We start from the raw sequence: 15,929 nt of genomic DNA on the forward strand, positions 1-15,929 counted from the left end.
GAATGAAGCGTTGAATCGGCAACGTGAATGCATGGAAGCGAGGCAGTGTGCAGGTGCGGTAACGAGGCGCGGCAGTGAACGACCCTACAAAAACGGAGACGGCATGAACGCGAAAGACACCCACGACACGACGCCGATGCGCGCCGCGAATGCGACCCGTAGCCCGCACGCGGATCAACCCGCGTGGAACCGCGAGGAATTCGAGGCGCAGTTGCGCGCAAAAGGCACCGCGTATCACATTCATCACCCGTTCAACGTAAAGATGAATACGGGCGGCTGCTCGCGCGAGCAGATTCGCGGCTGGGTCGCGAACCGTTTCTACTATCAGATCAACATTCCGCTGAAGGACGCGGCCGTGTTGTCGAATTGTCCGGACCGCGAAACGCGCCGCCGCTGGGTGCTGCGCATTCTCGATCACGACGGCTATGACGGCGCGGAAGGCGGTATCGAAACCTGGGCGCGTCTGGGCGACGCGGTCGGTCTGAGCCGCGACGAGCTGTGGTCGCTCGAACACGTGACACCTGGCGTGCGCTTTGCCGTCGATGCCTACGTGAACTTCGCGCGCCGCGCGCCTTGGCAGGAATCGGTGTGCTCGTCGCTAACCGAAATGTTCGCGCCGCAGGTGCATAAAGATCGCCTTGCGAGCTGGCCCGAGCATTACCCGTGGATCGAACCCGATGGCCTCGCCTATTTCCGCTCACGCATTTCGCTCGCGCAGCGCGACGTGCAGCACGGGCTCGAAGTCACGCTCGATTACTTCACGCGACGCGAACAGCAGGAACGGGCGCTCGAGATTCTGCAGTTCAAGCTCGACATTCTGTGGACCATGCTCGATTCGATCGAAAAGGCGTTCCCGCAATGAACGATACGACCCGCGCCGAAGATGCCAGGCAAGCCGCCACGCCGCTGACGATCGCGAAGCCGTTCCGTCTGCAATGGGAGGCCGCGCAGAACGCGCATGTGCTGCTTTATCCGGAGGGGATGGTGAAGCTGAATCAGAGCGCCGGAGAAATCCTGAAGCGCTGCGACGGCACTCGCGACATCGATACGCTGGTCGCCGAGCTGGAGCAGGCGTTCAACGCGACCGGCATCGGCGGCGAGGTGCGGGCCTTCATCGCCGACGCGCACTCGCGCGGCTGGCTGGAGTAGCGCGATGACCGATCTTTCCCAGCCAACCTCTAGCGCGCAGTCCGATGTTACGGCCGCCCCCGCCGTGCCGCCGCCGTTGTGGCTGCTCGCGGAGCTGACCTATCGCTGTCCGCTGCATTGCGCGTTCTGCTACAACCCGCTCGACTACACCGATCACAATCGCGAACTGAGTACCGCGCAATGGCTCGACGTGCTGCGCGACGCGCGCGCGCTCGGCGCGGTGCAGCTCGGTTTTTCGGGCGGCGAGCCGCTGGTGCGCGACGACGTCGAAGTGCTGGTGGAGGAAGCGCACAAGCTCGGCTTCTATACGAATCTGATCACCTCCGGCGTCGGACTGACCGACAAGCGGCTCGGCGATCTGAAGGCGGCCGGTCTCGATCACATCCAGTTGTCGTTCCAGGATTCGACGCAGGAACTGAACGACTTTCTGAGCAGCACGCGGACGTTCGATCTGAAGCAGCGCGTTGCCGCTTCGCTGAAACGTCATGGCTTTCCGATGGTGATGAACTGCGTGCTGCATCGCTACAACCTGCCGCACGTCGACAAGATCATCGAGATGGCGCTCGCGCTCGGCGCCGAATATCTGGAACTGGCGAACACGCAGTACTACGGCTGGGCACACGCGAACGAAGCGCAATTGATGCCGACGCGCGAACAGCTCGAAGAAGCCGAGGCGGTGGTTGCGCGCTACCGCCGCACGCATGGCGAGCGCTGCAAGATTTTCTTCGTCGTGCCCGACTACTTCGAGAACCGGCCGAAGCGCTGCATGAACGGCTGGGGCGCGGTGTTTCTCGGCGTCGCGCCCGACGGTGTCGCACTGCCCTGCCATGCCGCGCGCGGGCTGCCTGGCCTCACGCTACCGAACGTCAAAGACACGCCATTGCGCGACATCTGGTACCACAGCGACGCGTTCAACCGCTTTCGCGGTCTGCAGTGGATGAAGGAACCCTGCCGCAGTTGCAACGAAAAGGAACACGACCTCGGCGGCTGCCGCTGCCAGGCCTATCTGCTCACCGGCGACGCGGCTAACGCCGACCCGGTCTGCGACAAGTCGCCGTTTCACGAACAGGTGGTCAAGGTCGTGCAACGCGCGGCGGCTGCGTCCACATCCGCGGCGGCAGCGGCAGCGCGCGAACAGCCGATCCTGTTTCGCAACGACGCCAACTCGCGCAAGTTCACGGCGGCGGGTCGCCAACCCGGTGCCGCTGGCGACAACGGAGGCTCATCATGAGTGCGGAAATTATCTCCGTCCTGCTCGTCGACGACCATGCGGTCGTGCGCGAAGGCTACCGGCGTCTGCTCGAACTGAACGCGGATGTCGAGGTGTGCGGCGAAGCCGGCGACGCCGCGCTGGCTTATCAGCGCTTTTGTGCGCTGCGGCCCGACGTGGTCGTGATGGATGTGTCGCTGCCCGGCGCGAGCGGCATCGAAGCGATGCGGCGCATGCTCGCGCGCGAGCCGGATGCGCGCGTGCTGATCTTTAGCGTGCATGAGGAATCGATCTTCGTGCGCCGCGCGCTCGATGCCGGCGCGCTCGGCTACGTGACCAAGGCGAGCGCGCCCGACGTGCTGGTCGAAGCGGTGCGCACGATCGCGCGGCGCGCCGGTTATCTGAGCCCGGATATCTCGCAGGCGCTGGCGCTGCGCACTGCGTTCAACGAAGGGCCGCCGGGGCGACAGTTATCGGCGCGCGAATTCGAGGTGCTGCGTTTGCTGGTGCAGGGTTATACGCTGCCGAGCATCGCCGAGAAACTCGGGCTCAGTCAGAAGACCGTGGCCAACCATCAATCGGTGATCCGGCAGAAGTTCGGCGCCGACAACGGCGTGCAGCTCGCGCAGATGGCGAGCCGGCTCGGGCTTCAGTTCACCGGCTCGGCCAGCCCCGCCTGAGCGGGCAGACGCGCGCAGAACAGAAAACCGCGCTGCGGCTCGCTCGCGACGTGAAACTCGCCGCCGAGCGCCTCGACGCGCTCGCGCATGCCGATCAGCCCGAGCCCCGCGCGCGGCTGGGTCAGATCGGTGCCGGGGCCGTCGTCGGCCATCGTCACGACGATTTCGTCGATCTGCGTGGGCGTGGCGGTGCCGCAAGCGTTGCTAGCGCCGCTTGCGTTCTGCGCCTCGCGCGGCGCGCGCACCATGAAAAGCTCCACACGCGAGCGGCGCGCGAACTTCGATACATTCGTCAGTCCTTCCTGCACGAGCCGATATAGCGTGATCGTCAGCGTATCGCTGAGGCCGCTGAAATCCCCTTCGATGGTGACCGAGAACGACGCTTCCGGCAGCCGCTCGCGCCAGCCGTCGACGCAGTGTTCGAGCGCGCTCGGCAAGCCGAACTCATCGAGACCGATCGGCCGCAAGCGGCGAATCATGCCGCCGATCTCTCGGTACACGTGAGTCGCGCTGTGAATCACACCGAGCGATATGCGATGAATCTCCGGCTCGCGCTCGCTGGATAAATCGCGGATACGCGCGGCATCGAGCGAGATCGCATTCAGATACTGGCCGAGTTCGTCGTGAAGTTCGCGCGCCATATGGCGGCGTTCGAGTTCCTGCGCCTGCAGCGCCTGGTTGGCGAGGCGCCGGTTGTCGGCCAGCAGCTGCTCGGCCTGTTCTTCGAGCCGGCGTCGATAGCCGAGTTCGCGGCGGGCGTCGCGGTAGCGGCGCCATGCGAACCACGCCAGACCGATCGACAGCACGAACAGCGTGCCCGGCAGTTCGTCGAGCTGGAAGCGCTCCATGCCGCGCGTGAGGCGGTAGGCCCGTTCGCTGACATCGAACGCGGCGCCGAGCACCATCGCCAGCACGGCGGCCGCGATGACCCACGCGAGATCGCGCCATACCGTCGAATGGGACGGCGGGCGGTCTGTGGAAGATGACGTGATCGGGTCGCTCGACATGACGTTTGCATTCTACTCAGCGCGATAGCACACGGCGGACTTTTGTGCGGGGTTTGGGAACGCTTCCCTGGCAGATCGGGAAAAGCTCCCGCGCGGTTTGCAGATGCGTATGCGAAGCTTTATCCATACATCGAAGAACGCGCGCGACGCGCGCATCGAGCCGGCAGGAGACAAAACGATGAGCATGCGATCACAAGCACGCCGCCAACGGCGCTTTCAGCGGCGCGCCGGCATCACACTCTGTTTCGGCGGCACGCTGGCGGCGCTATCCGCGAGCGCGTGGGCGCAGTCGGAGACGCCGGCCGCGCCCCCCGCGGCTTCAGCACCAGCCGCGGCCTCAGAACCAGCGACCGCATCGCCAGGCAACGATAACGCCGCCGCCAACACGACACCGACCACGACCCTTGCGCCGATCGTCATCGTCGGCACGACGCCGCTGCTCGGTATCGGCACGCCGCTGTCGCAGGTGCCGGCCAACGTCCAAACGATCCGCGCGGCCGATATCGAACAGCAGCACCGCCAGACGCTGACCGACTACCTCGCGCAGAACGTGCCGAGCGTCAGCATCGCCGACGCGCAGGGCAACCCGTATCAGATGAACCTGACCTATCGCGGCTTCACCGCGTCGCCGTTGCTCGGCACGCCGCAGGGGCTATCGGTATTCGTCGACGGCGTGCGCGTGAACGAGCCGTTCGGCGACGTCGTCAACTGGGATCTGCTGCCGCAACAGGCGATCGACACGATGCAGATCATTCCCGGTTCGAATCCGACCTACGGCTTCAATACGCTCGGCGGCGCGCTGTCGATCACGACCAAAAACGGCAAGGACGACCCGGTCGGCGAAGCCGAAATAAGCGGCGGCTCGTGGGGCCGCAAAGCGGCGCAGATCGAACAGGGCGGCACGGTCGGCAGCAACCTCGACTACTACTTCACCGCCAACGCGTTGAACGACAACGGCTGGGCCGAGCAGAACGAAAGCCGCATCCGCCAGGCGTTCGGCAAGCTGCGCTACACCGATGCCAATACGACGATATCGTTATCGGGCGGCGGCGCGGACAACGATCTGCATGGCACGCAGACGATTCCGCGCTCGTTCCTGAACAACTTCAAGCAGCCCTACACCTACCCCGACCAGAATCAGAACACGGTTGGTTATCTGACGCTGTCGGGCGATCACTACTTCAACGACCATGTCGAGCTGAGCGGCAACGCGTACTACCGGCACTTCCGCAATACCAACACCAGCAGTAACGTCAACGACGACTACGGCACGATCGACGACGACGGCAACGTCGATACCTTGCAGGCAACCAATGAACAGTCGGTCGTGTCGACCGACAGCTATGGCGCGAGCTTGCAACTGACGCTGCTCGGCAAGCTTGCCGGCATGGAGAACCAGTTCATCGCGGGCATGGCCGTCGATGCCGCCAATTCGCGCTTCCAGCAGTCGTCGCAGGACGCGGCGTTCACCGCTTCGCGCGCGACGATCGGCATCGGTGATTTCGAGCAGCAGACCTACGCGAAGACGCACAACACCAACTACGGCATCTATTTCTCGGACACGCTGTCGCTGACGCATCAATGGTCGTTGACGCTCGCCGGCCGCTATAACTGGGCCGATGCGACGATCGGTGACGAGAGCGGCACGCAACCGAGCCTGGACGGCCATCACACGTTCTCGCGCTTCAATCCGGCGGTCGGCATCAACTGGAATCCGACACCGGCGCTCACCGCGTACGCGACCTACAACGAAGGAATGCGCTCACCGACCGCGATCGAACTGGCCTGCGCCGATCCGGCCGCGCCGTGTTCGCTGCCGAACGACTTCATCTCCGATCCGTCGTTGCAGCCGGTGATTTCGAAAACCTATGAAATCGGCGCGCGCGGCAAGATCGGCTCGAACACGACATGGAGCGCCGCGATGTACAGCACGACGCTCGATAACGACATCGAGTTCATCAGCAGCAATGGCGCGGGAAGTTCGCAGGGCTTTTTCCAGAACGTCGGCCGCACGCGCCGGCAAGGTGTCGAACTCGCGGGGCAAACCAAACTCGGGCCAGTCACGGTGACCGGCAGCTATAGCTACGTCGACGCCACCTACCGCTCGACGTGGACCGAAAGCAGCCCGAGCAACTCCAGCGCCGATGCCAACGGCAATATCACCGTGAACTCGGGCGATCATATTCCGGGCATTCCGGCGACGACCGTCAAGCTGCGGCTCGACTATTCGGCGACGCCGAAATGGCGGATCGGCACCAACCTCACCTGGCGCGGCAGCGTCTATGCACAGGGCGACGAGAACAACCAGGACGCGAACGGCAAGATCTCCGGCTATCTGCTGATCGACATGGATACGTCCTATCAGGTGACCAAACAGCTACAGGTGTTCGCTTCCGTGTCGAACCTGCTGGATAAGCGCTATGCGAGCTTCGGTGCGCTCGGTCAGAACTTCTTTACCGGCCCGGGCAATACCTTCAACGGCGCGAACCCGGTCAACGAGCAATTCGTCGGACCGGGCGCGCCGCGAGGCTTCTGGATGGGTTTGCGCTATGCGTGGAAATAGCGCGAGCGCGTCACGAGTTGCGACAGTGTCGATTCCAGCGAGCACCGCTCACTTGATCGATTCGATCTGATTGGTGCTCAGCTCCCACGTGTGCGGCGGCAGCGGAATGAAATGCACCGCCTCCAGATACGCGGCGTTCTGCTCGGACGGCACGATCGACCATTCGAGGAATTTGCGGATCTCGGCGGCAAGCGCCGGGCTCGGCTGCCGCGTCGACACCACCGCGTATTCGTAGTTGACGAGCGGATACGTGCCGGAAGCCGGCGCGAACACCAGACTCAGACGCTCGTCCGCCGGCGTGCGCGCGCCGAGCGACGCGGCGCCGGCCATGATCGTCGCCTTCGTCGGCAGCACGAACTCGCCCGCGCCGTTCTTCAGCGCGGCGGTGCCGAGCTGCGCCGCGGCGATGTCCTTCGTATAGCTGACGCCGACATAGCCGACCGAGTACGGCGTCGTCTTCAGCGCATTCACCACGCCCGCGTTGCCGGCCACGGCCAGCGCGCCCGGTACGCCCGGCCACGCGATCGTCGTGCCATAGCCGAGCGAGTCTTCCCACGACGGCGTGGAGAACGTCAGAAATTGCGTGAACACGAAGGTGTCGCCGGAGCCTTCGCTGCGCCGCACCGGCACGATGTCGTGATGCGGCAGATGCATGCCCGGGTTCAGCGCGGCGATCTGCGGCGCGTCCCACGCGCGGATCGCGCCGGTATAGATGCCGGCGAGCGTCGGGCCGTCGAGCTTCAGATGGGCGTCGTTCAGTCCGGGCACGTTGTAGTTGATCGTCTGCGCGGCGATCGCGAGCGGCACGCTGATGATCTGCGGGTGTTTCATGGCATCGGCGTCCGACATGAACGCATCGGATGCGCCGATGTTCATGTTGCCGGCGATCGCCTGATCGATGCCGGCCTGCGAACCGGTCGCGCCGACCGACAGACGCACGTCCGGATGCGCCTTCGCGTAAGCGTCGCGCCATGTTTCGAACAGCGGCGCGAGCAGGGTCGAGCCGGTTTCGGTCAGCGTCACCTGTTGCGCGTACGCGTGTGCGCCGAGCATCGCGGCGGCGAGCGCCACGGTGGCGCGAGCTACGAATGAGTTGCGTCGTGCTGCGGTCATCATGTCCCTTGTTGCGTGTCGGACGGCGCGCGCCGTGCGGCGCCGGTGGGGCCGCGCTGCGGCCAATATCGAGCGAAGCTGCGTTACTTGCCGATCTGGTCGAGCCGCACGCCGGTCGTCTCGATCCGGAACAGCCACGTGACGACCGCGCCGAACAGCGACGTGACGACGAGGCAGTACAGCAGCGTGCTGGTGCCGATGCTGACCAGCAGGATCGGGAACATGAACGCGGTCAGGATCGCGCCGATCTTGCCGACCGCCGCCGCGAAACCCGCACCCGCGCCACGAATCGCGGTCGGGAACACCTCGCCCGCGAGCAGGTAGGTCTGCGCATTCGGGCCGACGTTGGTCATGAAATTGAACAGCATGAAGCCCGCGAAGATCAGCATCGTCTTCGTGCTGCCTTCGGCGTTGCCGGACAGCGCCGCGATGAACAGCCCCACCGCGCAGCCGATAAAACCGCCCACCTGCAGTTTCACGCGGCCAACGCGGTCCGCAAGCATCACCGCGAACATGATCCCGACGATCAGCAGCGACGTGGTCAGCGCGGCACCCTTGGCCGCGAGAATGTCGTTGGCGATCAGGTCGCTGACGCTGCGTACGTGATCGGGCTTGCTGCCGAGCGCGACCGCGAGAATCGTCGGCGTGAAGATGCCGATGCCGTAGGTGCCGAGATCCTGCAGGAACCACGGCGCCGACGAGAAGATCGTCGCGCGCAGGTTCTTGCGATTGAACAGTTGCAGAAACATCTTCGGACCGCCGTGGCTCTCGCCGGCTTCCGCCGCGACATGCAGCGAGATGTCGGCCGGGTAAGGCGGATTGCGGTGCAGCAGCCGGCGCGTGGCTTCCTCGGCCCGGTCGAGCTTGCCGCGCACATGCAGCCAGCTCGGGCTTTCGGTGATGAAGAAGCGGCCGACCGTCACGATCACCGCGGGGATGATCGCGGTCGCGTACATCCAGCGCCATGCTTCGAGCTGCGGCATGAACACCAGCACCAGATAGCCGATGCCGGTGCCGCCCAGCGCGCCGAGCGCCTGGAAGCCGAACGCCGCGAGCACCAGCTTGCCGCGGCTCGCGCTCGGGATGCTCTCGGAAATGATCATGTGCGCGGTCGGATAGTCGCAGCCGAGCGCGACGCCGAGGCCGAACAGGCTGATCACGAGCGACGTGAAATTGCCGCAGACGGTAAGCAGCACGAGGAAGCAGCAGAACAGCACCATCTCGACGATGAACATGCGCTTGCGGCCGAAGTAATCGGACATGCCGCCGAGACCGAGCGCGCCGACCAGGATGCCGATCAGGCTGGCGGCCGACACAAGGCCGTTCTGTGCCGCGCCGATGCCGAACTCGCGCGAGATCAACGGCAGCGCGACACCCGTCATGAACACGACGAAGCCTTCGAAGAACTTGCCGGCCGCGGCCAGCGACCAGATCCGCCACTGCATCGCCGTCATCGGCGTGGACAGCAGCCGGGTACCGTCCGGCCAGACTGGGCATTCGTCGATGTATTCCTGCACGGATTTCGCGCTGCCCCGAGCCGCTGCGATAACCGTCGCCGTCTGATCCGCCATGTCAGGGATTCCTTTTGCTATTCGTCACTTGCGGTGCCGACCCGCCTCCGATCTCGCTGCCGCCGCGCGAGGTCATGCTGAAATCCACGCATCCGGTCAACCTGTCAGAGGAATCGAGCGAGAAGCCGATGCCGTGTCGCGACCCGTGCGGGCGCGACGAAGCGCATCGGTATCGAATTCTAGAAATCGATCGATGTCCTGTCTGTGACAGGAAGGTTAGGGAATGTAAGACAGGCGGGTCAGCGCGTCATGGCGGTGCATCGGCGCCGCCATGACGTTGGACCAGGTTGGACCCAAGGTTGGACCCGGCACCGGCGCGGGTGCCGGCAGGTTCGCTCAATGCGATTCGATCGAGCCGTCGCTATGCGGGTAGGTGACGATGCCCCATGCAAGCGGCAACTCGCCGATCTGCTTGATCGGCTGATAGCTCTTCGCGTCGAGCACATAGACCGCGTCGGAGCGGCCGCACGCGACCATCAGCTTCGAGCCGTCCGGCGTGAAACTGAAGTGCCAGCAACGCTGACCGACCGGTACGTCGGCGATATGTTCGTATGTGTGGCCATCGAACACCTGCACCGCCTTGTCGCGCGCCGCCGCAACGAAAAGCCGCTGGCCGTCGGGGCCGAACGCGACGCCGTAGGGGCCGAGCTTGGTGTCGACGGTCTTCGCGACCTGGAACGTATGCGCGTCGATCAGAACGAACTTGCTCAGCGACTCCAGCGTGACCACGTAGTACTTGCCATCCGGCGACAGGCGGATGCCGCGCGGCCGTCCGCCGGCCGCGAGCTTCACCGTGCGGATCGGCGCGCCGGTGCGCGCGTGATACACCGACACCGTGTCGTCGCCTTCGTTGGTGACCAGCATCTCCTGACCGTCGCGCGAGAACTCGATGCCTTCGGTTTCGTGACCGCTCGTCACCGAGCGGATCACACGCCAGTCTTTCATATCGACGATCGCGATTTCGGCCGGCGGCTTGTTCGCATCGTCATCGTCGCCGCCGGGTTTGCCGTCCGCCGCCTTGGCGTCGGGTTTTCCATCGGGTTTGCCGTCCGGCTTCGCTCCCGGCGGGCCGCCGTCTTCGCCGGGTTCGTAGGTCACGTACGCGTAGCCGTTATGCACGCGCACATACTCCGGGTTCTTGCCGATCTTCACGCGTTTGACGACCTTGCCGGTGGCCGTATCGATCACCGCGAGGTCGTTGGTGTTCTTGTTGGCGACCAGCAAACGGGTGCCGTTTGCGTTCAGGCTCAGGCCGCGCGGGCCGTCGGCACCGACCGGAAAGGTCTGCGCGAGCGTCATCTGATCGAGATCGATCACGCCGACGCCGGCCTTCTCGCTCGTCACATAGGCAAGCGGCGCGGCGGCCGCATGCGCGGCGCTCGCGGCCAGCACGAGCGCGCCGGCTATTGCGAGGCCATAGCGTGGTTTCGGGGTGGACATGCTGCGGGTGGGAATCCGTGTCTCCGGCATTGTTGTACTCCGTGTTGAAATCGCGGCGCGCGATGATTCGCGTCATCCATTCAAAGTAGCCCACCGGGCGATTGTTTGACAACGCGGATCGGGCGGGAGAATTTCCCGAATTGACGCAGCCCGCCCGGCGCGGGTTCTAAAACGCCAGGCACGGGGTGACAATGACCTCGGAGGTGCAGTGATGCAAACCGCCATGGCAAACCGCGCAAACGCTATGCATGCCGCGACCGGCTACCGGCGCGCGGGCATCGTGCTGGGCGCCGTGATCGCTGCGCATCTGGCGTTGCTCGCGCTGATGCTGGTGGCGCGCGATAGAACCATCGAGCGCATCGTCGAACCGCGCACGATCACGGCACTGCTGTTGAGCCCCGAGCCCGCACCCGCAACGCCCGCGCCCGCGCCTGTCGCCGCGCCACCCACGCCGGCACCGCGCGCCGCTGTCATTCCGCCGACACCGCCCGCCGCCCGTCCGCCCGTGCGCGTCAAACCGGCGCCGCCGCGCCCACATGTCGCGCGCAGTGAGCCGACGCCCGCGCCGGTCCCTGCGCCCGAAAGCACGGCGCAGCCCACTGCCGCGCCGCCGGTGTCGGCTCCCGCTGCCGCGCCTGCTGCTGCCCCGTCGACGACGCCCGCCCCCGCGGTCCAAGCCGCCGCGCCCGCGTCGACCGAGCCGAGGAACGTATCGCATGTCGATTGCTCGATTCCGAAGCCCGACTATCCGGACATCTCGAAGCGGCGCCGCGAAAACGGCACGGCCGTCGTGCGTTTCGTGGTCGGGCTCACCGGACGGATCGAAACCGCGCAACTGCAAAAGAGCAGCGGCTACGACCGCCTGAACGACGCCGCGCTCGCCGCCGTCCAGGCTGGCACCTGCCGGCCCTACCGCGAAAACGGCACGGCGGTGCGCGCCGCGTATTCGCAGTCGTTCGTGTTCGGGCTGAGCGAGTGAGCCGGCATCGATGAATGAGCACCCGGCGCTACGCGCCGATCAAAGGACCACGAATCACAGAACGAAGGAAACAGTCATGCAACACTACGGAATCGCAAACGTCTGGCAATCGGGCGATCTCGTCACGCGCTGCATTCTGAGCGTGCTCGTCATCATGTCGGTGATGTCGTGGACGGTGATCATCGTCAAGCTGTTGCAGGTGATACGCCTGCGCCGAGTGACCCGCCAAAGCGATGCGCGCTTCTGGAGCGCGGATCGCTTCGACGACGGCCTGCGCAGCCTCGGCCATCCGGACACGGACCCGCGCGACAATCCGCTGCTCGCGCTCGCGTTGGCCGGCCATGAAGCGGCCACGCATCACCGGCAAACGCAGCAGCATCTGCACGACCGCATCGACGTGTCCGACTGGATCACGCGGCGTCTGCAGGACACGATGGACGAAACGATCGCGCGGCTGCAAAGCGGCCTCGCGATTCTCGCGTCGATCGGCAGCACCGCGCCTTTCGTCGGACTGTTCGGCACCGTGTGGGGCATCTATCACGCGCTGATCGTGATCGGCGAGACCGGCCAGACGTCGATCGATCACGTCGCGGGGCCGGTCGGCGAATCGCTGATCATGACCGCGTTCGGCCTGTTCGTCGCGATTCCGGCGGTGCTCGGCTACAACGGACTGGCGCGCGCGAACCGCACGATCGTCGCGCGCCTGAAGCGCTTCGCGCACGGTCTGCACGCGTACTTCGTGACCGGCTCGCAATTGCCGTCGAGCGCGGGCCCGCAGATGCGCGTCGTGCCGCGCAACGGCAACACAACCCGCGACGGAGACCTCGGATGGCAATGACACCCTTCTCCGACGACGACGATCAAGGTCTGATGAACGAGATCAACATGACGCCGCTCGTCGACGTGATGCTGGTTCTGCTGATCATCTTTCTCGTCACGATTCCCGCGATGCAGCATGCGGTCAAAATCGATCTGCCGCATGCGAGCAGCCAGCCCGAAGCGGTCAAACCCGCGCACGTCGATGTCGCGGTGCAGGCGGACGGTTCGATTCTGTGGGACGGTCAGCCGGTCAGCGACGACGGTTTGCGCGCGCGCATCGCTCAGGCCGCGCTTGCCACGCCGCAGCCGGAGCTGCATCTGCGCGCCGATCGCAAGGTGCCGTATGAACGGGTGGCCGCGGTGATGTCGGCTGCGCAGAGCGGCGGGCTGACGAAGATGGGGTTCGTGACGAATCCGCAGCCGGGGAAATAACGTCGCGCGGCTTGATGCACTTAAAGAGCGGCTTATCCGCGGCGAAAGAATCTCTGAATTCAAATCGGCGGACGGCTCGGCTATCGTGGTGCGTGTCTGAACACGCGAATCACAGGCCAGGGACCGGACGATGCACACGCCGCTGCAAGCTCTTATTTTCGACGTCGACGGCACGCTCGCCGACACCGAGACCGCGCATCTGCATGCATTCAATGCTGCGTTCGCGGAAGCCGGGCTCGACTGGTGCTGGGACCAAGCGCTCTATACGCGGTTGCTGAAAGTGGCCGGCGGCAAGGAGCGTCTGTTGCACTACTGGCGCACGATCGAGTGGGAGGAAGCCGAAGGCGTGCGGGCACTCGAAGTCGTCGACGCATTGCACGCGTTGAAAACCCGCCACTACACCGAGCGAATGCGCGGCACCGGCTTGCCGTTGCGTCCCGGTATAGTGCGTCTGTTCGATGAAGCGCACGCGGCCGGCATCCGCCTGGCCATCGCGACGACCACGACGCCGGCCAATCTCGACGCATTGCTGCAAGCGCATTTCGGCATGCACTGGCGCACGCGCTTCGCGGTCATCGGCGATGCCGGCACTACGCGCGCGAAGAAGCCCGCCCCCGACGTCTATCACGACGTGCTAGCACAACTCGATCTGCCGGCGGCGGCGTGCCTCGCATTCGAGGACTCCGGCAATGGCCTGCTCGCGGCGCTTGGCGCACGCGTGCCGACCATCGTCACGCCGACCGCGTACACGTCGCGCGATTGCTTCGACGGTTCGCTCGCCGTGCTGCCTCATCTCGGCGATCCGCACACGCCGCTGGTTCAGCCGGTGCGCGGCGAACCGCATCGCTGGATCGATCTGACGACACTGCGCCGCTGGCGTCGCGACGCCATCCATCAAGCCGAGCCGGCCGCACAGAGTCCATTGAACGCGAGCGCGCAATGACCACGAACCTGCACCACGACGCACTGTTGATCGATCTCGACGGCACGATGGTCGATACCGCGCCCGATATCGTCGCGGCAGTCAGCCGCATGCTGACGGACCTCGGCGCGACGCCGTTGCCGTTCGATACGGTGGCCGGCTTCATCGGTAAAGGCGTGCGCAATCTGGTGCGGCGTTCGCTGGAAACCGCGGGCATCGGCGAGTGGTTCGATATCGACCATGCGCAGCCGATGTTCGAGCGCCACTATGCGGCGACCAACGGCCGACTGGGCCGCGTGTTTCCGGGTGTGATGGCCGGATTGCACGCGTTGCGGCAACGCGGATATCGCTGCGCGTGCGTGACCAACAAGCCGCAAGCGCTCGCGGCGTCGCTGCTGGAGATGACTGGCCTCGCCGCCTATCTGGAGGTGCTGGTTGCGGGCGACATGCTCGCGAGCATGAAGCCGTCGCCCGAACCGCTGTGGCACGCGTGCCGTCTGCTCGATGCCGACCCCACGCATTGCACGCTGATCGGCGATTCCGCCGTCGATGTCGCGGCGGCACGCGCCGCCGGTGTGCCGGTGGTTCTCGTCAGTTACGGCTACGGTGGCGACGGTGGCGCCAACGCATTACGTGGCGATGCGCTGATTGACTCGTTCGAAGCGTTGCCGGCGATTCTCACTGCGTGGCGACAAGGTGCAAAGGCGAACGCGGGAGCGGAAACGAATTCGCCCGCGAAATAAGCGCCTTCCCATCGCCGCGCAATCGCACCGCTATCCCGCCGACAGCAACCCCGCCACGTGTGCCGACTTCGTCTGCACCGCGATATCTTTCGCGGTCATGCCGCGGTTGTCCTTCAACGCCTGGTTCGCGCCATGCGCGAGCAGAAACTGCGCGGTCTCCTCGCGATCGTAGCCCGCCGCCCACATCAGCGCGGTCAGATCGTTCTTGTAGATCCGGTTCACATCGATGCCGGCGTCGAGCAATTTGCCGACGACCTTCGTTTGCCCCTGCCCCGCCGCGTATTCCATCGCGGTCTTGCCGACCCGGTCGGTCGCGAGCGGATCGGCGCCATGCGCGAGCAGCAACGCGACGATGTCGTCGAAGCCGCCGTACGCGGCGGCCATCAACGGCGTGACGCCCGGCGCGCTCGCATGTTGCACGTTCGCGCCGTGCTCGATCAGCGTTTGCGCCATCGCGGTATCGCCCTTCTTGCACGCGGTGATCAGCGCGGTGTCGCCGATCCGGTTCATCGCGTCGACCGACGCGCCGCGTTGCAATGCAGCGAGCAGCGACGGCTGGTCGTCGTCTTTCGCGGCGGCCAGCAGTTGCCGGTTGGTCTCCCCCTGATCCTGCGCCGCCGCGGGCCCGCATACGCCGCATAAAGCGGCGCATGCGACGGCCAGCGCGAGCGGGCGCAGCAACGTTGCTTTGGTCATGTCTGCTCCGTGCTACTGCAGATTGTTGATATAGGCGGCCAGATTGCGAATGTCTTCGTCGCTCAGGTTGCGCGTCACGCTGGCCATATTGCCCGCGTCGTTGGTCCGGGTGTGCGAGCGGAAGTCCTGCAACTGCTTGACGATGTACTGATACTGCTGACCGGCTACGCGCGGAATCTCGTTCTGTCCGGAGAAGCCGCCCAGGTGGCACATCGTGCACAGCACCTCGGCGGCTTTCTTGCGGCCCGCCTCGATGCTCGCGCCATCCGCGTTGTACGGCACCGGCACGAGCTTTTGCGCGGCGAAGTAATCGGCGAGATCCTGCATGTCCTCGCGCGACAAGTTCGCCGCCATCGGCGACATGCGCGGATCGCTGCGGCGTCCTTCCTTGAAGTCTTTCAGCTGAAGGTACAGATAGCGCGAGGTCTGCCCGGCCAGAATCGGATAGTCCGGCGTCGTCGAATTACCCATCGGACCATGACAGGCCACGCACACCTGCGCTTTTGCCTTGCCTGCCTCGGCGTCGGCGCACGCGCTCGACGGCAGCCCCGCGACGGCCAGCCAGCCGCCCAGCAGGGCCATCCATAGTGCGCGCGTCGAACCCA

General features: G+C 65.2%; 16 protein-coding genes. 10 read left to right on the plus strand and 6 right to left on the minus strand.

Translation table 11 applies throughout. The annotated features are described in order from the left end of the window. Nucleotides 1-103 precede the first annotated feature (103 nt). The 4 genes from pqqC to L0U82_RS28625 are packed head-to-tail and all read left to right on the plus strand — an operon-like array spanning nt 104 to nt 3,039. On the plus strand, nt 104-862 hold the full coding sequence (pqqC, locus tag L0U82_RS28610; protein ID WP_233836374.1) for a pyrroloquinoline-quinone synthase PqqC: 759 nt from the start codon (nt 104-106) through the stop codon (nt 860-862). Further along, nucleotides 859-1,149, plus strand: a complete 291-nt coding sequence (gene pqqD / locus L0U82_RS28615) for a pyrroloquinoline quinone biosynthesis peptide chaperone PqqD (protein ID WP_233836375.1) — start codon at nt 859-861, stop codon at nt 1,147-1,149. The genes pqqC and pqqD overlap by 4 nt, the downstream gene beginning before the upstream one ends. A 4-nt stretch (nt 1,150-1,153) precedes the next feature. Beyond that, nucleotides 1,154-2,380: a pyrroloquinoline quinone biosynthesis protein PqqE gene (gene pqqE / locus L0U82_RS28620; protein ID WP_233836376.1), complete on the plus strand. Its 1,227-nt coding sequence runs from the start codon at nt 1,154-1,156 to the stop codon at nt 2,378-2,380. Then, the gene (locus L0U82_RS28625) at nt 2,377-3,039 is read left to right on the plus strand and encodes a response regulator (protein ID WP_233836377.1); all 663 of its coding nucleotides are present in this window, start codon (nt 2,377-2,379) and stop codon (nt 3,037-3,039) included. Before pqqE ends, L0U82_RS28625 begins: the two co-directional genes overlap by 4 nt. Here L0U82_RS28625 and L0U82_RS28630 read toward each other — a convergent pair. Then, entirely contained in the window at nt 3,009-4,046 is a 1,038-nt protein-coding gene (locus L0U82_RS28630) for a histidine kinase (protein ID WP_233836378.1), read from the minus strand. The two genes, L0U82_RS28625 and L0U82_RS28630, sit on opposite strands and share 31 nt — an antisense overlap. 178 nt (nt 4,047-4,224) lie before the next feature. On the opposite strand from L0U82_RS28630, the gene L0U82_RS28635 reads away from it, so the two are divergent. After that, nucleotides 4,225-6,609 (plus strand): TonB-dependent receptor, encoded by a 2,385-nt coding sequence (locus L0U82_RS28635; RefSeq protein WP_233836379.1) that lies wholly within the window; start codon nt 4,225-4,227, stop codon nt 6,607-6,609. A 48-nt stretch (nt 6,610-6,657) separates the two neighbouring features. On the opposite strand, the gene pstS is transcribed toward L0U82_RS28635, so the two are convergent. The 3 genes from pstS to L0U82_RS28650 form a co-directional block, all read right to left on the minus strand. Next, nucleotides 6,658-7,725, minus strand: coding sequence for a phosphate ABC transporter substrate-binding protein PstS (gene pstS, locus L0U82_RS28640; RefSeq protein WP_233836381.1), 1,068 nt, complete (start codon nt 7,723-7,725; stop codon nt 6,658-6,660). 80 nt (nt 7,726-7,805) lie between these two features. Further along, complete coding sequence (locus L0U82_RS28645) at nt 7,806-9,293, minus strand: MFS transporter (protein ID WP_233836383.1); 1,488 nt, start codon at nt 9,291-9,293, stop codon at nt 7,806-7,808. 336 nt (nt 9,294-9,629) lie between these two features. Beyond that, complete coding sequence (locus L0U82_RS28650) at nt 9,630-10,763, minus strand: YVTN family beta-propeller repeat protein (RefSeq protein ID WP_442793676.1); 1,134 nt, start codon at nt 10,761-10,763, stop codon at nt 9,630-9,632. Nucleotides 10,764-10,956: 193 nt separating this feature from the next. On the opposite strand from L0U82_RS28650, the gene L0U82_RS28655 reads away from it, so the two are divergent. The 5 genes from L0U82_RS28655 to gph all read left to right on the plus strand — a co-directional run bounded on the left by L0U82_RS28655 (nt 10,957) and on the right by gph (nt 14,628). Next, nucleotides 10,957-11,712 carry an energy transducer TonB gene (locus L0U82_RS28655; RefSeq protein WP_233836387.1) on the plus strand — a complete coding sequence of 252 codons (756 nt, stop codon included), beginning with the start codon at nt 10,957-10,959 and terminating at the stop codon, nt 11,710-11,712. A 76-nt stretch (nt 11,713-11,788) separates the two neighbouring features. Continuing rightward, nucleotides 11,789-12,550: a MotA/TolQ/ExbB proton channel family protein gene (locus tag L0U82_RS28660; RefSeq protein ID WP_233836389.1), complete on the plus strand. Its 762-nt coding sequence runs from the start codon at nt 11,789-11,791 to the stop codon at nt 12,548-12,550. Further along, nucleotides 12,541-12,963 (plus strand): ExbD/TolR family protein, encoded by a 423-nt coding sequence (locus L0U82_RS28665; RefSeq protein WP_233836391.1) that lies wholly within the window; start codon nt 12,541-12,543, stop codon nt 12,961-12,963. Before L0U82_RS28660 ends, L0U82_RS28665 begins: the two co-directional genes overlap by 10 nt. 142 nt (nt 12,964-13,105) lie before the next feature. Further along, nucleotides 13,106-13,906 (plus strand): HAD family hydrolase, encoded by an 801-nt coding sequence (locus L0U82_RS28670; RefSeq protein WP_233837538.1) that lies wholly within the window; start codon nt 13,106-13,108, stop codon nt 13,904-13,906. Further along, nucleotides 13,903-14,628 carry a phosphoglycolate phosphatase gene (gene gph / locus L0U82_RS28675; RefSeq protein ID WP_233836393.1) on the plus strand — a complete coding sequence of 242 codons (726 nt, stop codon included), beginning with the start codon at nt 13,903-13,905 and terminating at the stop codon, nt 14,626-14,628. Before L0U82_RS28670 ends, gph begins: the two co-directional genes overlap by 4 nt. Before the next feature lie 30 nt (nt 14,629-14,658). Here the strand turns inward: gph and L0U82_RS28680 are convergent, their stop codons facing one another. Continuing rightward, complete coding sequence (locus L0U82_RS28680; protein ID WP_233836395.1) at nt 14,659-15,324, minus strand: ankyrin repeat domain-containing protein; 666 nt, start codon at nt 15,322-15,324, stop codon at nt 14,659-14,661. Between the two features lie 12 nt (nt 15,325-15,336). Continuing rightward, nucleotides 15,337-15,906, minus strand: a complete 570-nt coding sequence (locus tag L0U82_RS28685; protein WP_233836396.1) for a c-type cytochrome — start codon at nt 15,904-15,906, stop codon at nt 15,337-15,339. Nucleotides 15,907-15,929: the final 23 nt, after the last annotated feature.

Source organism: Paraburkholderia sp. ZP32-5, from assembly GCF_021390495.1.
GTDB lineage: Bacteria > Pseudomonadota > Gammaproteobacteria > Burkholderiales > Burkholderiaceae > Paraburkholderia.